This is a genomic window from Pedobacter yonginensis (assembly GCF_003173595.1).
GTDB classification, from domain to species: Bacteria; Bacteroidota; Bacteroidia; order Sphingobacteriales; family Sphingobacteriaceae; genus Pedobacter; species Pedobacter yonginense.
In genome coordinates, this window is the sequence record NZ_QGNZ01000003.1 from 396,813 (window position 1) to 414,210 (window position 17,398).

Annotated in this window: 31 protein-coding genes; 1 reads left to right on the forward strand and 30 read right to left on the reverse strand. The window is 37.4% G+C overall.

What is annotated here, in order from left to right; all coding sequences use genetic code 11:
* Positions 1–124: 124 nt before the first annotated feature.
* The 30 genes from rpsM to DHW03_RS13445 form a co-directional block, all read right to left on the reverse strand.
* Positions 125–502: a 30S ribosomal protein S13 gene (gene rpsM, locus DHW03_RS13300; protein ID WP_109926334.1), complete on the reverse strand. Its 378-nt coding sequence runs from the start codon at positions 500–502 to the stop codon at positions 125–127.
* A gap of 69 nt (positions 503–571) precedes the next feature.
* On the reverse strand, positions 572–688 hold the full coding sequence (gene rpmJ, locus DHW03_RS13305) for a 50S ribosomal protein L36 (protein ID WP_010599887.1): 117 nt from the start codon (positions 686–688) through the stop codon (positions 572–574).
* A gap of 1 nt (position 689) precedes the next feature.
* The gene (gene infA / locus DHW03_RS13310; protein WP_010599888.1) at positions 690–908 is read right to left on the reverse strand and encodes a translation initiation factor IF-1; all 219 of its coding nucleotides are present in this window, start codon (positions 906–908) and stop codon (positions 690–692) included.
* Positions 909–979: 71 nt separating this feature from the next.
* Positions 980–1,765: a type I methionyl aminopeptidase gene (map, locus tag DHW03_RS13315; RefSeq protein ID WP_109926335.1), complete on the reverse strand. Its 786-nt coding sequence runs from the start codon at positions 1,763–1,765 to the stop codon at positions 980–982.
* 9 nt (positions 1,766–1,774) lie between these two features.
* Positions 1,775–3,115: a preprotein translocase subunit SecY gene (secY, locus tag DHW03_RS13320; RefSeq protein ID WP_109926336.1), complete on the reverse strand. Its 1,341-nt coding sequence runs from the start codon at positions 3,113–3,115 to the stop codon at positions 1,775–1,777.
* 8 nt (positions 3,116–3,123) lie between these two features.
* Entirely contained in the window at positions 3,124–3,570 is a 447-nt protein-coding gene (gene rplO / locus DHW03_RS13325; protein WP_109926629.1) for a 50S ribosomal protein L15, read from the reverse strand.
* Positions 3,571–3,705: 135 nt separating this feature from the next.
* Positions 3,706–3,885: a 50S ribosomal protein L30 gene (rpmD, locus tag DHW03_RS13330; RefSeq protein WP_109926337.1), complete on the reverse strand. Its 180-nt coding sequence runs from the start codon at positions 3,883–3,885 to the stop codon at positions 3,706–3,708.
* A gap of 4 nt (positions 3,886–3,889) precedes the next feature.
* Complete coding sequence (gene rpsE / locus DHW03_RS13335; protein ID WP_010599893.1) at positions 3,890–4,408, reverse strand: 30S ribosomal protein S5; 519 nt, start codon at positions 4,406–4,408, stop codon at positions 3,890–3,892.
* 18 nt (positions 4,409–4,426) lie between these two features.
* Complete coding sequence (gene rplR, locus DHW03_RS13340; RefSeq protein WP_109926338.1) at positions 4,427–4,780, reverse strand: 50S ribosomal protein L18; 354 nt, start codon at positions 4,778–4,780, stop codon at positions 4,427–4,429.
* A 5-nt stretch (positions 4,781–4,785) separates the two neighbouring features.
* Positions 4,786–5,343, reverse strand: coding sequence for a 50S ribosomal protein L6 (rplF, locus tag DHW03_RS13345; protein ID WP_109926339.1), 558 nt, complete (start codon positions 5,341–5,343; stop codon positions 4,786–4,788).
* Positions 5,344–5,362: 19 nt separating this feature from the next.
* Positions 5,363–5,761, reverse strand: coding sequence for a 30S ribosomal protein S8 (gene rpsH / locus DHW03_RS13350; RefSeq protein ID WP_056869756.1), 399 nt, complete (start codon positions 5,759–5,761; stop codon positions 5,363–5,365).
* 187 nt (positions 5,762–5,948) lie between these two features.
* Positions 5,949–6,218 carry a 30S ribosomal protein S14 gene (rpsN, locus tag DHW03_RS13355; RefSeq protein ID WP_025145214.1) on the reverse strand — a complete coding sequence of 90 codons (270 nt, stop codon included), beginning with the start codon at positions 6,216–6,218 and terminating at the stop codon, positions 5,949–5,951.
* Positions 6,218–6,784 carry a 50S ribosomal protein L5 gene (rplE, locus tag DHW03_RS13360; protein WP_109926340.1) on the reverse strand — a complete coding sequence of 189 codons (567 nt, stop codon included), beginning with the start codon at positions 6,782–6,784 and terminating at the stop codon, positions 6,218–6,220. Before rplE ends, rpsN begins: the two co-directional genes overlap by 1 nt.
* Positions 6,781–7,122 (reverse strand): 50S ribosomal protein L24, encoded by a 342-nt coding sequence (gene rplX, locus DHW03_RS13365; protein ID WP_025145216.1) that lies wholly within the window; start codon positions 7,120–7,122, stop codon positions 6,781–6,783. The genes rplE and rplX overlap by 4 nt, the downstream gene beginning before the upstream one ends.
* A gap of 1 nt (position 7,123) precedes the next feature.
* Positions 7,124–7,492, reverse strand: coding sequence for a 50S ribosomal protein L14 (gene rplN, locus DHW03_RS13370; RefSeq protein ID WP_010599900.1), 369 nt, complete (start codon positions 7,490–7,492; stop codon positions 7,124–7,126).
* Position 7,493: 1 nt separating this feature from the next.
* Positions 7,494–7,748 carry a 30S ribosomal protein S17 gene (rpsQ, locus tag DHW03_RS13375; RefSeq protein WP_010599901.1) on the reverse strand — a complete coding sequence of 85 codons (255 nt, stop codon included), beginning with the start codon at positions 7,746–7,748 and terminating at the stop codon, positions 7,494–7,496.
* A 13-nt stretch (positions 7,749–7,761) separates the two neighbouring features.
* Positions 7,762–7,974: a 50S ribosomal protein L29 gene (gene rpmC, locus DHW03_RS13380; protein ID WP_109926341.1), complete on the reverse strand. Its 213-nt coding sequence runs from the start codon at positions 7,972–7,974 to the stop codon at positions 7,762–7,764.
* 74 nt (positions 7,975–8,048) lie between these two features.
* Positions 8,049–8,471, reverse strand: coding sequence for a 50S ribosomal protein L16 (rplP, locus tag DHW03_RS13385; protein ID WP_010599903.1), 423 nt, complete (start codon positions 8,469–8,471; stop codon positions 8,049–8,051).
* A gap of 40 nt (positions 8,472–8,511) precedes the next feature.
* Complete coding sequence (gene rpsC / locus DHW03_RS13390; RefSeq protein WP_109926342.1) at positions 8,512–9,366, reverse strand: 30S ribosomal protein S3; 855 nt, start codon at positions 9,364–9,366, stop codon at positions 8,512–8,514.
* A 9-nt stretch (positions 9,367–9,375) separates the two neighbouring features.
* Positions 9,376–9,738 carry a 50S ribosomal protein L22 gene (gene rplV, locus DHW03_RS13395; RefSeq protein WP_056097519.1) on the reverse strand — a complete coding sequence of 121 codons (363 nt, stop codon included), beginning with the start codon at positions 9,736–9,738 and terminating at the stop codon, positions 9,376–9,378.
* 7 nt (positions 9,739–9,745) lie between these two features.
* Complete coding sequence (rpsS, locus tag DHW03_RS13400; RefSeq protein WP_010599906.1) at positions 9,746–10,012, reverse strand: 30S ribosomal protein S19; 267 nt, start codon at positions 10,010–10,012, stop codon at positions 9,746–9,748.
* Complete coding sequence (rplB, locus tag DHW03_RS13405) at positions 10,012–10,836, reverse strand: 50S ribosomal protein L2 (RefSeq protein ID WP_109926343.1); 825 nt, start codon at positions 10,834–10,836, stop codon at positions 10,012–10,014. The genes rpsS and rplB overlap by 1 nt, the downstream gene beginning before the upstream one ends.
* A gap of 21 nt (positions 10,837–10,857) precedes the next feature.
* Positions 10,858–11,148 carry a 50S ribosomal protein L23 gene (gene rplW / locus DHW03_RS13410; RefSeq protein ID WP_109926344.1) on the reverse strand — a complete coding sequence of 97 codons (291 nt, stop codon included), beginning with the start codon at positions 11,146–11,148 and terminating at the stop codon, positions 10,858–10,860.
* Between the two features lies 1 nt (position 11,149).
* Positions 11,150–11,779, reverse strand: a complete 630-nt coding sequence (gene rplD / locus DHW03_RS13415; protein WP_109926345.1) for a 50S ribosomal protein L4 — start codon at positions 11,777–11,779, stop codon at positions 11,150–11,152.
* A gap of 4 nt (positions 11,780–11,783) precedes the next feature.
* Positions 11,784–12,401, reverse strand: coding sequence for a 50S ribosomal protein L3 (gene rplC, locus DHW03_RS13420; protein WP_109926346.1), 618 nt, complete (start codon positions 12,399–12,401; stop codon positions 11,784–11,786).
* A 173-nt stretch (positions 12,402–12,574) separates the two neighbouring features.
* Positions 12,575–12,970: a DUF1634 domain-containing protein gene (locus tag DHW03_RS13425; protein WP_109926347.1), complete on the reverse strand. Its 396-nt coding sequence runs from the start codon at positions 12,968–12,970 to the stop codon at positions 12,575–12,577.
* Positions 12,970–13,803 (reverse strand): sulfite exporter TauE/SafE family protein, encoded by an 834-nt coding sequence (locus DHW03_RS13430; protein WP_109926348.1) that lies wholly within the window; start codon positions 13,801–13,803, stop codon positions 12,970–12,972. Before DHW03_RS13430 ends, DHW03_RS13425 begins: the two co-directional genes overlap by 1 nt.
* 497 nt (positions 13,804–14,300) lie before the next feature.
* A complete protein-coding gene (locus DHW03_RS13435; RefSeq protein ID WP_109926349.1) occupies positions 14,301–14,540 on the reverse strand; it encodes a hypothetical protein in 240 nt (79 codons plus the stop codon).
* Positions 14,541–14,756: 216 nt separating this feature from the next.
* Positions 14,757–15,320, reverse strand: a complete 564-nt coding sequence (locus DHW03_RS13440; RefSeq protein ID WP_109926350.1) for a DUF2004 domain-containing protein — start codon at positions 15,318–15,320, stop codon at positions 14,757–14,759.
* A 37-nt stretch (positions 15,321–15,357) separates the two neighbouring features.
* Positions 15,358–16,614, reverse strand: a complete 1,257-nt coding sequence (locus DHW03_RS13445) for a prephenate dehydrogenase (protein ID WP_109926351.1) — start codon at positions 16,612–16,614, stop codon at positions 15,358–15,360.
* A 171-nt stretch (positions 16,615–16,785) separates the two neighbouring features.
* Here DHW03_RS13445 and DHW03_RS13450 point away from each other — a divergent pair, with 171 nt between their 5' ends.
* Positions 16,786–17,397, forward strand: coding sequence for a hypothetical protein (locus DHW03_RS13450; protein WP_109926352.1), 612 nt, complete (start codon positions 16,786–16,788; stop codon positions 17,395–17,397).
* Position 17,398 lies beyond the last annotated feature (1 nt).

The window sequence follows — 17,398 nt, forward strand, 5'->3', positions numbered from 1 at the left end:
TTGAGGCATGGAGATTTCCCTACCCCGACACTCAGTATCCTACTTTTTCTCTTTTATTCCAGATTTGAGCAGATAATCAAGATATGGTTCCCACATCTAAAATCTCACATCTCCTATCTATCTATTACTTAGTAGCTTTTTTCTTGTTAGCAACTGTTTTTCTCTTACCCTTACGAGTACGTGAGTTGTTTTTAGTACGCTGACCACGAGAAGGTAAACCTTTTCTGTGACGTAAACCACGGTAACAACCAATATCCATTAAACGTTTGATGTTTAACTGAACCTCTGAACGTAAAGCACCTTCTACTTTAATTTCATCGTTAATCATGGTACGGATTGCTGACAATTCATCATCAGACCAATCTTGTACTTTTTTGTTTACGTCGATTCCTGCTGTAGTTAAAATACGTTGTGCAGTTGTTTTTCCTATACCGTAGATATAAGTTAAACCAATCTCTCCTCTTTTGTTTCTTGGTAAATCAATACCTGAAATCCTTGCCATATTTGTTTATGTTTTTAAGTAACTCCGAACGGCGGGCCACCGTTGTGCGGTACATTACAATAGTTTTAATTACCCTTGACGTTGCTTGTATTTAGGATTTTTCTTGTTAATAACGTAAAGTTTACCTTTACGGCGAATAATCTTGCAATCAGCGCTACGTTTTTTAATTGATGATCTAACTTTCATTTTATTTATATCTATAAGTGATGCGACCTTTTGTTAAATCATACGGCGACATCTCTAATTTTACTTTATCCCCAGGAAGAATTTTGATGTAGTGCATCCTCATCTTACCTGAAATGTGCGCAATAATTTCATGTCCGTTTTCGAGTTCAACTCTAAACATAGCATTAGATAATGCTTCTCGTATTACTCCGTCTTGTTCAATTGAGGCTTGTTTAGCCATATTTTATTGATTGTTACTTAATTAGCTGCTTCTAAACAGGGTTGCAAAATTAAATAAAAATTTTTAATTTTTTATTTTTTTTGTTGTAAAACTTCTTCTATTATTGAAAAGGTCGATAGAACGTCTGCTTTGCCCTTTTTTACTGCTATTGTGTGCTCAAAATGTGCCGATGGTTTATTGTCTTTACTCGTAACTGTCCAGCCATCACTATGAAAGATAATACCTGCAAGGCCTGCGTTAATCATCGGCTCAATTGCAATAACCATCCCTTCTTCAAGTTTTGGTCCGCTTCCTCGTTTTCCATAGTTAGGAACTTCTGGTTTCTCGTGGAGATTTATGCCAACACCATGCCCAACAAGTTCTCTTACCACACCAAATCCATTCGCCTCTGCATGCTGTTGAATGGCAAAGCCGATATCGCCAACACGCATGCCAACTACTGCCTTTTCAATCCCCAATTCCAAACAACGTTTAGTAACCTCAACTAATCTTTGCTTTTCTGCATCTATTTCTCCAATGGAGAACGTAAAGGCCGAATCGCCGAAATAATTGTTTTTAATTACGCCACAATCGACTGAAATCAAATCACCCTCTTGGATGACGTACTCACTTGGAAAGCCGTGAACAACTTGTTCATTTGGTGAAATACATAAAGAGTTTGGAAAGCCGTTATAGTTTAAAAATGCAGGGATTGCTCCGTGATCAAGAATAAACTCATAAGCTAACTTATCCAACTCATTTGTTGTTATGCCTGCTTTAATAACTTTTGCCACTTCGGCCAAAGCTTTCGAAACCAGTAAAGAACTTTCCCTTATTAACTCAATCTCTTCCAGAGATTTGTAACAAACTTTAGACACTTAAATTGCCTACAAAGCTGCGTTGCTACTTGCAGCAGGTACACCTGTTCTGCCAGTAACTCTGCCCGTTTTCATTAAACCGTCGTAGTGACGCATTAATAGATAACTTTCAATTTGTTGTAAAGTATCTAAAACCACACCCACTAAAATTAATAGTGATGTACCTCCGAAGAAATGCGCAAATTCTTGCTTAATTCCGAACTTAACTGCAATTGATGGAAGTATAGCGATAATGGCTAAAAATACTGCACCCGGAAAAGTGATCTTAGAAATTACATCATCAATAAAAGTTGAAGTTGCAAAACCAGGTTTAACACCAGGGATAAAACCACCATTTTTCTTCATATCATCACTCATTTGAGTTGGATTTACTGTAATTGCAGTATAGAAGAAAGTGAATGCAATAATTAAAAACGCAAAAGTTAAGCTATAAGCTAACGACGTGGTATTGCTAAATTGAATTAACCATGATCCTTGTAAAGAAGGAACAAACTGCATCAAAGCACCTGGTATAAACATCAACGCTTGTGCAAAGATGATTGGCATAACACCAGCAGCATTTACCTTTAAAGGAATGTACTGACGAACACCACCAAACTGACGGTTACCAACTATTTTTTTAGCGTATTGTACTGGCACTTTACGTACACCTTGAACAATTAAAATGGTAAACATCACCACAGCAAATAGAGCAACAATTTCTAAAACTAAAGCAACTGGTCCTCCACCTTCACTAGCTGAACCTACACGAGCACTAAACTCTTGACTGATTGCAACCGGTAAACGAGCGATAATACCAACCATGATAATTAGTGACGTACCGTTACCAATACCTTTATCTGTGATCTTCTCACCCAACCACATTACGAATAATGTACCTGCGGTTAATACGAAAGTTGATAAAACTAAAAATAATGTATTCGGTAATAAAATAGCTTCTGCAGGAACCTGAGTTTTAACATAACCTACTGATTGAACGATTGTAATCGCTACCGTTAGGTAACGGGTAATCTGGTTCATTTTTTTTCTGCCACTTTCGCCTTCCTTTTGCATCTTTTGGAAAGAAGGAACAGCAATACCTAACAATTGCACCACAATTGATGCAGAGATATAAGGCATTACCCCTAAAGCCAAGATAGACACACGAGAGAAAGAACCCCCAGCAAACATATCGAGTAAGCCTAAGATTCCTGATTTTTCGTTATTGCCTAAAGCTGTTGGATCTACACCTGGCAAAACCACGTGAGATACGAAACGGTACACCAAAAGAATTAAGAGCGTAAACAATATACGCTCTTTTAATTCTTGAATTTTCCAGATATTACTTAAAGTAGTAAATAGCTTCTTCATTTAATAATTTACAATTTTACAATTGAACCACCTGCAGCTTCAATAGCTTTTTGTGCGGTTGCAGAAAACGCATGTGCTGTAATATCTAATTTTGCTTTTACTTCACCACGACCTAGAATTTTTACTAGATCATTTTTTGAAGCTAAACCATGCTCTTGTAAAGCAGCAAAATCAATCGTTGTTAAGCTAAATTTATCAGCTAAGCTTTGTAATACGTCTAAGTTTACACCTACATATTCTGTACGGTTAATTGGTTTAAAACCAACTTTAGGTACACGACGCTGTAAAGGCATTTGACCACCTTCAAAACCGATCTTAGTTTTGTGACCTGAACGAGAACCCGCACCTTTATGACCACGAGTTGAAGTTCCACCACGACCCGAACCAGTACCACGACCAATTCTTTTACTGTTTTTTACTGAACCTGTAGCAGGTTTTAAATTACTTAAATTCATTTTTTTGAATTTGTGTTGCCCTTCGCTTTCACTAAACAGGTACAACGATAAATAAATAATGATTGAATTTTGAATGGTTGAATAGTTGCAATATGCTTATCCCCTCACTCAAAACTCATTCATCTTATAATTCTCTTAAATTGCTTCGATTGCGATTAAGTGATTCACTTTGCGAATCATTCCAATAATCTGTGGAGTAGCCTCAACTTCTACACTTTGGTTCATTTTAGATAAACCCAAAGCTTGAACAGTTCTTTTTTGGCGTTCGCTTCTATCGATAATACTTTTTACTTGTGTTATTTTGATCTTAGCCATGATATTATCCGTTAAATACTTTGTTTAAATCTATACCACGAGTTTGAGCTACTGTATAAGCATCACGCATTTTTGTTAATGCATCAACAGTTGCTTTTACCACGTTGTGTGGGTTAGATGAACCTTTAGATTTTGCCAATACGTTATGCACGCCAGCACTTTCTAATACAGCACGCATTGCACCACCAGCAATTACACCTGTACCTACTGCTGCTGGTTTGATTAAAACAAAACCACCAGAGAATTTACCGATTTGCTCGTGAGGAACAGTACCGTTTAAAATTGGAACTTTAACTAAGTTCTTTTTAGCATCATCCACACCTTTAGCGATTGCTTCAGTTACTTCTTTCGCTTTACCTAAACCGAAACCAACAACGCCGTTTTCATCTCCAACAACAACAATTGCTGAGAAGCTGAAAGTACGACCACCTTTGGTAACTTTGGCAACACGTTGTATACTAACCAAACGATCCTTTAACTCGATATCGGTGGTTTTTACTCTTTTTATATTGATAGTTGACATCTTACTTTTTTCTTCAGATTAAAATACTAAACCAGCTTCGCGAGCACCTTCTGCCAACGATTTAACACGTCCGTGATATAAGTAGCCGTTTCTATCGAAAACAACTTCTTTAACACCTGCAGCAATTGCTTTTTCGGCAACTAATTTGCCTACAGCTACTGATTGATCGCTTTTATTTCCAGTTCCTGCAAAATCTTTCGATAATGAAGATGCTGAAGCTATTGTTGTACCGGTTACATCGTTAATTACCTGAGCATAAATACCTTTATTGCTTCTATAAACAGATAACCTTGGGCGTTCTTCCGAACCAGTAAGTCTTTTTCTGATCCCTTTTTTAATACGATCTCTTCTTGATAATTTTTTACCTGCCATGATTATTATTTCTTAGATGCTGATTTACCTGCTTTTCTTCTTAACACTTCACCTACAAACTTGATACCTTTACCTTTATAAGGCTCTGGAGCACGTAACGAACGAATTTTCGCAGCTACTTGACCGATCAATTGTTTGTCAATACTTTCTAAAATAATTTTAGGAGTTTGACCTTTTTCTGATGTGGTGGTTACTTTAATCTCTTGTGGTAATTGAAATACGTAATGGTGAGAATAACCTAAAACTAAATCTAGTGTATTACCAGCATTTGTAGCACGGTAACCAACACCTACTAATTCTTGTTCTAATTTATAACCATCTGTAACACCAATAACCATATTGTTAAGCAAAGAACGGTATAAACCATGTAATGCTTTGTGTTTCTTTTGTTCAGAAGGGCGAGAAACCGTTAAGATTCCGTCTTCTTGACTTACAGTGATATCTGTATCAACTGCTTGTGTTAATTCACCTTTAGGCCCTTTTACGCTTACTACGTTATCTTTAGATACGGTAATTGTAACTCCTGAAGGGATTGTGATTGGGGCTTTTCCTATTCTTGACATTGTGCTGTTCTCCTATAAATTAATAAACGTGACACAATACCTCACCACCAATATTTAATTTGGCTGCTTCTTTATCAGTCATTACACCTTTAGAAGTAGATAAGATTGCGATACCTAAACCGTTTAATACTCTTGGCATATTTTCAACACCAGCATAGTTTCTCAAACCTGGTTTACTAATTCGCATCAAAGTACGAATAGCAGGAACTTTAGTTATTGGATTGTATTTCAAAGCGATTTTAATGGTGCCTTGAACTGTAGTATCTTCAAACTTGTAGTTCGCGATGTAACCTTTGTCAAAAAGAACTTTAGTAATTTCTTTTTTAAGGTTTGATGCAGGAATTTCTACAACACGGTGGTTGGCCTTAATGGCATTCCTTACTCTTGTTAAATAATCTGCTATTGGATCTGTATTCATTTTTTATTGTTTTTGATAGTGGTATCCTTCCGCTACCCAGCGATGGGACCTGCTATCGGTTAAATTCTTTGTTAAGCTGAAACGTAAAAGACCAAAGCCTAAAGCGACATACATCGCCTTAAACTTTGAAATTTAGCTTTCATTCAGCTTTAGTCTTTCAGCTTAGAACATGAGTTCTAAAGCTATATTACCAAGATGCTTTTTTAACACCTGGTATTTTACCGTCTAGTGCCATTTGGCGGAACGTTACCCTTGAAATACCAAAGGTACGCATGTAACCACGTGGACGACCAGTTAACTTACAACGGTTGTGTAAACGTACCGGAGATGAGTTTTTAGGTAATTTATCTAAACCTTCGAAATCTCCTGCAGCTTTTAAAACTGCACGTTTTTCAGCGTATCTAGCTACCAATTTTTGGCGCTTAACTTCGCGTGCTTTTACACCTTCTTTTGCCATTATTCTGCTGTTTTTTGATTTTTAAATGGTAATCCGAATTGCTTCAATAACTCTAAAGCTTCAACGTCAGATTTTGCCGAAGTTACGAAAGTTATATCCATACCTAAAATTTTATTGATTTTATCGATATTAATCTCTGGAAAGATGATTTGTTCAGTAACACCTAATGTGTAGTTACCTTTTCCATCAAAGCCCTTATCATTAATACCTTTGAAATCACGAATACGTGGAAGAGCAACAGAGATCAAACGATCCAAGAACTCATACATATTGTTATCACGTAAAGTAACACGTACACCTACTGGCATACCTTTACGTAACTTAAAGTTAGAGATATCTTTTTTAGATTGTGCTGGAACTGCTTGTTGACCAGTGATGGTTGACAATTCTACAATTGTAGTGTCCATAATCTTTTTATCCGTAACTGAAAAACGACCTACACCTTGATTGATACAGATTTTTTCCAATTTAGGAACCTGCATTACAGTTTTGTACTGAAATTTTTCTTTTAATGCATTTACAACTTCTTCTTTGTATTTGCTTTTTAATCTTGGTGTAGCCATTATTTAATCTCCTCTCCTGAAATTTTAGCAACTCTAACTAATTTACCATCTGCGTTTAGTTTACGTCCAACGCGGGTAGCTTTACCAGATTTTGGATCAACCAACATCAAGTTAGAAATGTGAAGAGCAGCTTCTTTTTTAATAATACCACCGTTAGGATTTGCAGCATTTGGTTTAGTGTGTTTCGACACTAAGTTAACGCCTTCTACAATGGCTCTGTTTTTATCTATTTGTACTGAAAGTACTTTTCCTTGTTGACCTTTTGAATCGCCAGCAATTACTTTAACTAAATCTCCTGTGCGGATTTTAAGTTTTGATGGTGTATTTACTTTGTTTCCCATTTTATAATACCTCCGGTGCTAATGATACAATTTTCATGAATTGTTTTTCACGTAGTTCTCTCGCAACCGGGCCAAAGATACGTGTACCTCTTGGCTCATCCTGTGCGTTCAATAATACTGCAGCGTTATCGTCAAAACGAATATAAGAACCATCTTTACGTCTGATCTCTTTTTTAGTTCTTACCACTACTGCTTTAGAAACTGTACCTTTTTTTATATTACCTGACGGTAATGCGCTTTTTACGGTAACAACTACTTTATCACCAATTGAAGCATAACGTTTGCCGGTTCCACCTAGCACACGAATTACCAATACTTCTTTCGCGCCGCTGTTATCAGCAACGTTTAATCTCGATTCCTGTTGTACCATCTTATTTAGCTCTTTCTAAAATTTGTACCAATCTCCAGTTCTTATTTTTACTCAAAGGACGAGTTTCCATAATTAATACTGTATCTCCGATACCGCATTCGTTTTTCTCGTCGTGAGCCATAAATTTGGTAGTTTTCTTAACGAACTTACCATAAATCGGGTGCTTTACTTTACGCTCAACGCTCACTACAACAGATTTGTCCATCTTGTTGCTCACCACCAACCCGGTTCTTGTTTTTCTTAATTGTCTTTCCATTTCGACTTTCAAATTAATTAGTTTCAGTAGCTGACTCAGCAAGTTTTACTTTAGTCAGTTCAGTATTTAAACGGGCTATGTCTTTCCTTACTTTTGAAATGCGTGAAGGATTCTCGATAGCTGAAATGGTGTGAGAGAATTTCAATTTTGATAATGTCTCTTTTTCCTCCGCAATCTTAGCTACTAATTCTTCTTTTGAAAGCCCTGTGATTTCTGAATTTTTCATTTTTATTTTTCTTTTACGATTGAGTGTAGCGGTTATAAAAAACAAGTATTTACAACATTCATCTCAACTCTTTACTATGCTTCTACGTAATCTCTACGTACTACAAATTTTGTTTGGATTGGTAATTTCTGAGCAGCTAAACGTAATGCTTCTTTAGCAACTTCTAAAGGCACACCTTCAGCTTCGAAAATTACACGTCCAGGTCTTACTACTGCAACCCAATATTCAGGAGCACCTTTACCTTTACCCATACGTACTTCAGCAGGTTTTTTAGTTACCGGTTTATCCGGGAAAATCCTGATCCATACTTGGCCTTCACGTTTCATGAAACGAGTTACGGCAATACGGGCAGCCTCTATCTGGCGACTTGTGATCCAAGTGGCTTCTAAAGATTTGATACCGAAAGATCCGAATGCTAACTCAGCTCCACGTGAAGCTAAACCCTTCATTCTGCCTTTTTGCATCTTCCTGAACTTCGTTCTTTTTGGCTGTAACATTTTATTTTGTTCTAATCGTTAAACGATGTTAATAAATCAATTATTTACGAGGACCTCTGTTAGCGCCTGCGCCACCACCTCTATTTGCTCCGGGACCACCTTGACCTGGGCCACGACCACCACCTTGGTTTCCACCACGTCTGTCGTTACCACCGCCACGGCTATCTCTTCCGCCACCACCACGGTTATCTCTTCCGCCGAAAGCTGGTTTGTCTGATGCGCCTTTTGGACCGTTGTTTGTTGCACCAATGTTTGGAGACAAATCACGTTTTCCATAAACTTCACCTTTACAAATCCAAACTTTAACACCTATTTTACCATAAGTGGTTAAAGCTTCTGCTAAAGCGTAATCAATATCAGCACGGAATGTATGCAAAGGCACTCTTCCTTCTTTGTATTGTTCAGAACGTGCCATCTCAGCACCACCTAAACGACCAGAAGTCATGATTTTAATTCCTTCAGCACCCATACGCATGGTTGATGCGATAGAAGATTTCATTGCTCTACGGAATGAGATCCTTGCTTCTAATTGTTTTGCAACACCTTCTGCAACTAATTGTGCATCAAGTTCTGGGCGTTTAATTTCGAAGATGTTAATTTGAATTTCCTTTTTGGTTAATTTCTTTAACTCTTCTTTAATTTTATCAACCTCAGCACCTGCTTTACCGATTACAATACCTGGGCGAGCTGTGTGGATAGTTACGGTGATACGTTTTAACGTACGCTCGATAACTACTTTTGCAACACCACCTTTAGCAATACGAGCAGAAAGGTATTTTCTTATTTTCTCATCTTCAACTAATTTATCGGAGTAGTTGTTGCCACCGAACCAGTTAGAATCCCATCCTTTGATGATACCTAACCTGTTACCTATTGGATTTGCTTTTTGTCCCATTTCCTAAAATTAGTTTTGAGTTGTTTCTGTATTTTTACTATCTACAATCAGCGTTACGTGGTTAGAACGTTTACGAATTCTATATCCACGGCCTTGAGGAGCTGGACGTAAGCGTTTTAACTGACGGCCACCATCAACCATAATTGTTTTTACAAACAGTTGGTTTTCTTCAGGGCGAGCACCTTCATTTTTAGATTCCCAGTTTTTGATAGCAGATAATAATAATTTCTCAACTCTTATTGCTGCTTCTTTATTGGTAAACTTTAAAATGCTTAATGCTTTTTCTACACGTTCACCTCTGATAAGATCTACAACCAAACGCATCTTACGCGGTGAGGTTGGACAATTGTTTAATTTTGCTATTGCTTCCATTGTCTAATTATTTTTTCTTTTCAGCGTGTCCTCTGAATGTTCTGGTTGGAGCAAATTCTCCCAACTTGTGACCAACCATGTTTTCTGTAACGTACACAGGGATAAATTTATTTCCGTTGTGTACTGCAAATGTATGATTCACGAAATCTGGTGAAATCATTGATCTGCGAGACCAAGTTTTGATTACAGACTTTTTGCCTGAATCATTCATAGAGTTTACTTTTTTCTCTACGTTATGGTCAATATAAGGTCCTTTTTTTATCGAACGAGCCATTATTTCTTCCTTCTCTCTATGATGTAACGATTAGAATATTTTTTAAGTTCTCTGGTTTTGAAGCCTTTAGCTAAAACACCATTTCTTGAACGAGGGTGACCACCTGATGATCTACCTTCACCACCACCCATTGGGTGATCGACAGGGTTCATCGCTACCGGTCTAGTTCTCGGACGACGGCCCAACCAACGTTTACGACCAGCTTTACCTAATACTTCGTTTGCGTGATCTGAGTTAGATACTGCACCGATTGTAGCTAAACAAGTGGCTAAGATTAAACGGGTTTCGCCTGAAGGCATTTTCAAAGTAGCATATTTACCATCGCGAGCAGCTAATTGTGCGTAAGCACCTGCACTACGAGCTAATTGTGCTCCTTTTCCAGGGTGAATCTCCACGTTGTGGATGATAGAACCTAATGGAATGTTCGATAATTTTAAAGTGTTACCTACTTCTGGAGCTGCTGTATCGCCCGATAATAATACCGAACCTACTTGCAATCCTTCTGGAGCAATGATATAACGCTTCTCGCCATCTGCATAATGTAATAATGCGATGCGGGCAGTACGGTTTGGATCGTATTCTACAGTAGCTACTGTAGCAGGAATATCGAATTTATCGCGTTTGAAGTCGATTAAACGATATGATTTTTTGTGACCACCACCCATGTAGCGCATAGTCATCTTTCCTGTGTTGTTACGTCCACCAGACTTTTTTGATGATACAACCAATGATTTTTCGGGCTTGGTTGCTGTAATCTCCGTAAAGCTGGCACCAACTCTAAAGCGGGTTCCCGGAGTAACTGGTTTAAATTTTCTTAAGCCCATAGTTATAATATAATTATTGAATTAAAGAGTTGCGTAATAATCTATTGTTTCGCCGTCTTTTAACGTTACGATTGCTTTTTTGTATTTCGGGCTACGGCCAGATACAAAACCTGCTTTAGTGTAACGAGATTTAGCTTTTCCATCAACTACCATTGTATTTACTGAAACGATGGTTACACCGTACAATTTTTCGATGGCTTGTTTGATTTGGATTTTGTTAGCCTTGTGGTTAACGCTAAATGTGAAACGGTTAGATTTCTCAGTTAAAGCTGAAGCTTTTTCGGTTAATATTGGTTTTTTTAAAATGTCCATATTATTTGGCAAATGCCTCCTCCAAAGTTTTAACAGAATCTGCAGTTAACACAAGTACGCCAGCGTTCAAAACATCATATGTGTTTAAATCAGCCGCAGCAATTACTTTAGTTTTCTGAACGTTTCTGCTTGATAAATAGATATTATTATTTTGTGCAGGTAAAACCAACAAAGTTTTTTCGTTACCTACGTTTAACGCAGCGATTAAACTAATGAAGCTTTTAGTTTTAATAGTATCGAAGGTGAAATCTTCTAAAACTACCACGTTGTTATCTTTTGCTTTGTAAGCTAAAGCTGATTTACGTGCTAATGATTTTAATTTCTTGTTCAATTTAAAACTGTAATCACGTGGCTGAGGACCGAAAACACGACCACCACCGTTAAATAACGGAGATTTAATGCTACCAGCACGGGCACCACCTGTACCTTTTTGCTTGTATAGTTTACGCGTTGAACCAGCAATCTCATTACGTTGTTTAGATTTGTGAGTACCTTGACGTTGGTTAGCCAAATACTGTTTAACATCTAAATAAATCGCGTGGTCGTTAGGTTCGATACCAAATACCGATTCAGGAAGTTGCACCTTGGCACCTGTTTCTTTACCTGAAATGTTTAATACTTTAACTTCCATCTGATTACTTGTCTAAGATTACGTAAGAACCTTTAGCTCCTGGAACGGAACCACTAACTACTAATAAGTTTTGCTCAGCATAAACTTTCAAAACTTGTAAGTTTTGAATTTTTACTCTGTCTCCACCTGTTCTTCCAGCCATGCGCATTCCTTTGAATACACGTGATGGAAATGATGATGCTCCCAATGAACCTGGGGCACGTAAACGGTTGTGCTGACCGTGAGTCTGCATACCAACACCGGCGAATCCGTGGCGTTTTACAACACCTTGAAAACCTTTACCTTTTGAGGTACCTACAACATCAACAAAATCGCCTTCTGCGAAAGAATCAACCGTTACTACATCACCTAAATTAAGTGAAGTTGTAAACGAATCAAATTCTACCAGCTTGCGTTTCGGAGTTGTGTTTGCTTTCGCGAAATGGCCTTTCAATGGTTGAGTTGTGTTTTTCTCTTTTTTCTCATCATAACCCAACTGGATTGATGAGTAACCATCTACTTCTTCGGTTTTTACCTGTGTAACTACACAAGGTCCAGCCTCGATTACCGTACAAGGAATGTTTCTTCCTTCGGCATCAAAGATACTGGTCATTCCTACTTTTTTTCCAATAATTCCTGACATTTTATCTTTTCTTTTTTAACACCCATCGAAGCAGTAGGGCTTCGTTCAAGGTGGTTGTTCGTCCCTTTTAAGGGAGGGCAAAAATAGGAAAGAATTCTTAATATTCAAATAGTTAGCGAAATATTTTTTCAAATAATTTGCTGATACGATGGGATTTAGCTTAAAATGCTGAACTAATGTGCCAAACCACCATTTAAACTGATGGTTATGATGGCTAATATAATTAAGCCTATTAATACATATAGATAATCTCTTTCGATTAAAAAGCTAAATATGGCGAAAACAATGCGGGCAATCGGAGTAAATATGAGCATGAGCACACCAAACTGCACAATTGCATCACCTTGTAAAGTAAGTACGCCTTTGAATATGGAAGCGATGGAAGAGAATTTAGATAGCTCTGGTTTGAAAACTTTGTAATCGGTTATTACCCCATTATTGTGAATCAGAAAAATAACCCCGCCAATTAAAACAATGCTCATAGAAATAATTACACCTGCACGTAAAAGCGTACCCAAAATAACCTGGATATCTCTATCATTTATGTTTTCTTTTCTTATGGCGCTCATTATAATCCTGTAATTCCTTTATAAATCATTTGTAAAGCCAAAAAGGTAACCACAACCGCAAAAACAATTTTGAGCTTATCGGTTTTAGTTTTTAGTAAAATTTTAGAGCCTATGGTTGCTCCGGTTAAAACACCGATACAAACGGGCATAGCAATTCCAGGATCTATTTGACCGCGGTGTAAGTAAACCACTGCGCTGGCCGCAGCGGTAACGCCCATCATAAAATTGCTGGTAGTTGTAGATACTTTAAACGGTAAGCGCATAATGTTATCCATCGCAATTACTTTTAAGGCTCCGCTACCAATGCCCAATAAGCCAGAGAGCGTACCTGCGAAAAGCATCATCAGAAAGCCACCCGGCACATGTTTTACGGCATACCTCTGCTCAACGCCCTTGTCAGGAAAAGATCCGTTAAGTTTAAAAAATTTCGCCCATTTGTCGCTATCATCCAGTGTGGTATGATCTACCTTCTTTTTCAAAGTCATGATGGCGGAAAAGATCAGGATACATCCAAATAAGATTGCGATATAATTAGCATTGAGGTAGACAGCAACTATTGCACCGCAAATGGCTCCAATGGTAGTGGCAATTTCTAAAAACATACCAATTCGAATATTGGTAATGCCTTCTTTAACGTAAGCTGCTGCCGAACCTGAAGATGTTGCAATTACCGAAACGATTGATGCACCGATGGCATAATGAATATCAACGCCAAGCGCTAGGGTAAGGAGTGGAATAATGATCACCCCGCCGCCTAAGCCAGTTAATGAACCTAATAAACCTGCCAAAAAAGCACCGAACAAAACGATAATGGTAAACAGCAATACCGACATGCGGGCAAATATAAGCGACTTGTATTGGCTTTATGAAATATTAAAGCAATAAAATAAAGTCTATATATTATATGGATGAAGTAAGATGCAGAAGATTGCTTAGGCTTGCTTTAACAATGAAATGTTACGGGCAATCGAAATAACGATAGAAATAAATGCGAAAGGGCGAACGCGGTTAAATGATTCCGGTTTCTGCAAGCCTTTGAATGATCTTCGTTGCATCAATGGTATCATATTCACTCTTTAGGTAAATATCAACCAAGTAAACAGTGTGATGATCAATAAAAACATAGGAGATAATTCTGGCGCCTCCAGATTTTCCTTTGTTAGTACCAGAAAGGGCTAAGCGAATCTTCTAAATATTGTGCCCAAGATGAACAACAAGAGTTGGATTAATTTCAAGCTCATCAATTAAATCCGAAATATCATACTTAATTAATTTATGCTTTTTTGATATGTTCTTCAGAACTTTATCAAAATCAGGCACAGTTTTGACGCTATAACTCATCTAAAAGCGCTCTAGCATTTCTAAGTTCAACCTTTCCTTCCTGATGTAACTTAATTTGTTCGAACGAATTTTCAAGACGATTGTACACAGCTTGCTCAAGCTTACTCAAGGATTCTTGCGCTACTTTCTTTGTTTTATCTTCAGCATAACTCAAACCCAAAGCATCGAACACTGCTTTCACAGCTTTTTCAGTTTTTTTATCGTTGATGTTTACAGTTAAAGTAGTCATAACAATAAAGTTATAAATTAATTATTGAATGATTAAATTTTAAATGAGCAAGCAAACCAATAAGGGTGTCGTTTTGACCATGAAGTTTTAACCTAATATTTTACTATTGAAGTTAAGCACATTCTGAAATGGTTAACTCTTATAATGGCTTGCTGTTTGCACAGTACGACAAAGGAATTTTTCACAATACTGTTATTGGCAACAGGTTTTATTCTTTTAGCTTTCCATTGTCATATTGACGAGTTCTCCTTTCTCGTTAGTGATTATCACAACTAAATAATCTGTTATTTCTCGACCAATTGAGTAATCAAAAATTGCAAAATTATCTGCATTTTCAGGGTAAAGTCCAACTCTAACCAATATCAATTTTGTCAAAAGTTGTTGCTCAGGTTTGGTTGTCGTGGCATCAAAATTTATAAGTTTTGAAAGTTCGTCTTTACCAATTTCTTCAAGATGATGTTCTAAATAAAATTTCACTGTGTCAGCATCTTCGTCATTATAGTCGTTGAGAATATACGTCTTGTTCAATTTGTCAAACCTGTCTATGTTTTCAATAAAGTGTTTTACTTTATCCATAGTTAATCTGTCAATGGATTTGTTTTCAAAATTTAGGTCCATTTGAATTTCATTTCCGTTAAAGTCAATGTCAACATTGTAATATTCTTCTAAATTCTCCGTCGGCAAATCTCCGAAATGTGGTAAACTGTATGCTGCCATATTTTTTAGTATTCTTCTTCGTTGTTTGTCAATTTCAGGTTCGTTTCCTAAACTTACTGCCAAAAAATGGCTTCATGAAAACTTACATCTAAAATTAACCCTACTTCCCTAAACGCTTAATCATTTCGCCACTTAAATCCCGGCCATCGTTCAAACGGTTTGCAAAAAAGGCTTTGGCAGCTTCAAAATGCTCTTTGTAACCTTTCAAATCGCCGTAGCCAATTATCGATGCCCATTCGTGCACCGCTGTATGAAATTCCAAATCATCGCCACGGATAGATTTATCGTACAAGGCTGTGTGAATAGATTCTTCCAGCATGGCTTCATTTTTAAATAAATATTCTGCTATACCTAATCTTAGTTTGAATGGTGGCGTTTGGCAAATCAAATTATCATAGGGATTTACACCCATTTTGTACCAGGCATAAACCATGCTCAATAAACTTAAGTGAGAGTTCGGCTTTTGCTTATGATTTGCATCGGAGAGGCTAAATTCTTTCATGATGTTATCATCCAGCAAAAGGAGGTTTCTGCTTTCATGAAAGACGAAATCTCGCGCTGCATAAATTTTCTGTCTAAACTCCGTTTCGTTTTCGCAAATCATCAGCTTGTATAATTCTGATTCTGCCTGGGCGTAATATTTAACCTGTTTTTGTGCGTACGGATTTAGAATGGCCAAGCCTGCATAAATGTGCGATTTGTAACTAAATATCCTCAGGGTAGTTAGAATTTTTACATTATCTATCCCACCTGCATAGGCTGGGTTATCCCAAGGAAAAAAGCCTGCATTTTTCCATGCAGAACCCATGCTCTCGAAACCCATGTGCGTTACGGCTTGCGTGTCGGCCACAATCCGATCATGCTCTTTATAGTCATCCATCTCAATGATGTTTGATTTCAATGATTTATAAATATTTAGGGCTTTTTGGTAAACCTCATTGGTGGCACGGTGGCGAACCACTACTAAGGTTTGCCCTTCAGGACTAAATGCAGGGCCGTGCAAAGAATGGCAGGTTACGATTTGCGTATCTTCTGGTAGATGTTTTTCAAATGCGGCAATCTCAGGATGTTTAACCGAAGTTTGTCCAGATACTATGGCACCAAACTTTGTTGACCTTGCAAAGGTGGCCACAACTTCGTCTATCTTCTCTGCTTCAACACAATAAATAATAAAATCAGATTTTCGGGCTACTTCATGCCCATCAATTAAAACCTCAATATGCTTGGGCTCCAATTCCTTTTTTAATTCTTCGAAACGTGAAGGCATATCTGCTCCACAAACCTGGTGGCCTGCGTTTACGAAAGACACAGCATATAATTTACCCATGTCGCCGAGGCCAATAATTCCTATTTGCATGAGGCAAATGTAATCTATCGCAAATAATTTTATAATAAAACTTAGATAAAATTGTTAATTAGGATGATAAAAGAAATCATTTACGGATCTCTCCTTAATCTTAAATGAAAATATATTGAGAGAGAAATAGATAAAAATGTAGTTTTACATCATAACACCTATATTTAAACTATGCAGAAATTAAAACACACCCTTTACATTTTTTGGGCTTTGCTATTTTTGAACGTTGCATTTGTCCAGGCACAGCAAGACACAACTAAAAACACCGATCCCTCATTAAGTGGTCAATACAATTTTATGTTGTCAAAATCTAAAAGTTTGTACGGTGCAAGGCTGATTAATCCATCCAGATTATCATCTCTTTGGAAAAGTGTAAACGATACCTTGCGAAAAGAGCGTAAACAGTTACAAGAAGCAAAACAGGAAATTAAAGCGCAGGCGGATAATATTGCGAGTTTAAAAGGTGAGGTTACCGGAAAGGAAAGTTCGTTGGCAAATGCCAATGCTTCAGTTAACGAAATTAAATTTTTGGGCATGTCTTTCAACAAAGGCACTTATAATACCATTGTGTGGACCATCATCATTGTACTGGGCGCGGCATTGGCGTTTATCGTTTTCCAATCGGGAAAATACAGGCACGAAGCCACTTACAGAACACAACTTTATCAAGAAGTTGCAGACGAATTCCAAGCGCATAAAGTGAAAGCAAAAGATAAAGAGATGAAGCTTGCGAGAGAATTGCAAGACGAAAGAAATAGATGGGATGACGCCAGAGGCAGATAAT

Coding starts and splice junctions, on each gene's coding strand:
- DHW03_RS13450 (WP_109926352.1), top strand. CDS start 16,786: ATGCAGAAATTAAAACACACCCTTTACATTTTTTGGGCTTTGCTATTT.
- rpsN (WP_025145214.1), bottom strand. CDS start 6,218: ATGGCAAAAGAAGGTGTAAAAGCACGCGAAGTTAAGCGCCAAAAATTG.
- infA (WP_010599888.1), bottom strand. CDS start 908: ATGGCTAAACAAGCCTCAATTGAACAAGACGGAGTAATACGAGAAGCA.
- rplV (WP_056097519.1), bottom strand. CDS start 9,738: ATGGAAGCAATAGCAAAATTAAACAATTGTCCAACCTCACCGCGTAAG.
- DHW03_RS13445 (WP_109926351.1), bottom strand. CDS start 16,614: ATGCAAATAGGAATTATTGGCCTCGGCGACATGGGTAAATTATATGCT.
- rpsH (WP_056869756.1), bottom strand. CDS start 5,761: ATGAATACAGATCCAATAGCAGATTATTTAACAAGAGTAAGGAATGCC.
- rpmJ (WP_010599887.1), bottom strand. CDS start 688: ATGAAAGTTAGATCATCAATTAAAAAACGTAGCGCTGATTGCAAGATT.
- rplX (WP_025145216.1), bottom strand. CDS start 7,122: ATGGGAAACAAAGTAAATACACCATCAAAACTTAAAATCCGCACAGGA.
- rpsS (WP_010599906.1), bottom strand. CDS start 10,012: ATGGCTCGTTCGATAAAAAAAGGACCTTATATTGACCATAACGTAGAG.
- DHW03_RS13435 (WP_109926349.1), bottom strand. CDS start 14,540: ATGACTACTTTAACTGTAAACATCAACGATAAAAAAACTGAAAAAGCT.
- rpsM (WP_109926334.1), bottom strand. CDS start 502: ATGGCAAGGATTTCAGGTATTGATTTACCAAGAAACAAAAGAGGAGAG.
- rplW (WP_109926344.1), bottom strand. CDS start 11,148: ATGGACATTTTAAAAAAACCAATATTAACCGAAAAAGCTTCAGCTTTA.
- secY (WP_109926336.1), bottom strand. CDS start 3,115: ATGAAGAAGCTATTTACTACTTTAAGTAATATCTGGAAAATTCAAGAA.
- rplP (WP_010599903.1), bottom strand. CDS start 8,471: ATGTTACAGCCAAAAAGAACGAAGTTCAGGAAGATGCAAAAAGGCAGA.
- rpmC (WP_109926341.1), bottom strand. CDS start 7,974: ATGAAAAATTCAGAAATCACAGGGCTTTCAAAAGAAGAATTAGTAGCT.
- rpsQ (WP_010599901.1), bottom strand. CDS start 7,748: ATGGAAAGACAATTAAGAAAAACAAGAACCGGGTTGGTGGTGAGCAAC.
- rplN (WP_010599900.1), bottom strand. CDS start 7,492: ATGGTACAACAGGAATCGAGATTAAACGTTGCTGATAACAGCGGCGCG.
- rplR (WP_109926338.1), bottom strand. CDS start 4,780: ATGGCAGGTAAAAAATTATCAAGAAGAGATCGTATTAAAAAAGGGATC.
- rpmD (WP_109926337.1), bottom strand. CDS start 3,885: ATGGCTAAGATCAAAATAACACAAGTAAAAAGTATTATCGATAGAAGC.
- DHW03_RS13430 (WP_109926348.1), bottom strand. CDS start 13,803: ATGTCGGTATTGCTGTTTACCATTATCGTTTTGTTCGGTGCTTTTTTG.
- rpsC (WP_109926342.1), bottom strand. CDS start 9,366: ATGGGACAAAAAGCAAATCCAATAGGTAACAGGTTAGGTATCATCAAA.
- rpsE (WP_010599893.1), bottom strand. CDS start 4,408: ATGTCAACTATCAATATAAAAAGAGTAAAAACCACCGATATCGAGTTA.
- rplD (WP_109926345.1), bottom strand. CDS start 11,779: ATGGAAGTTAAAGTATTAAACATTTCAGGTAAAGAAACAGGTGCCAAG.
- DHW03_RS13425 (WP_109926347.1), bottom strand. CDS start 12,970: ATGAGCGCCATAAGAAAAGAAAACATAAATGATAGAGATATCCAGGTT.
- rplO (WP_109926629.1), bottom strand. CDS start 3,570: ATGAATTTAAGTAATTTAAAACCTGCTACAGGTTCAGTAAAAAACAGT.
- rplB (WP_109926343.1), bottom strand. CDS start 10,836: ATGGGCTTAAGAAAATTTAAACCAGTTACTCCGGGAACCCGCTTTAGA.
- rplF (WP_109926339.1), bottom strand. CDS start 5,343: ATGTCAAGAATAGGAAAAGCCCCAATCACAATCCCTTCAGGAGTTACA.
- rplC (WP_109926346.1), bottom strand. CDS start 12,401: ATGTCAGGAATTATTGGAAAAAAAGTAGGAATGACCAGTATCTTTGAT.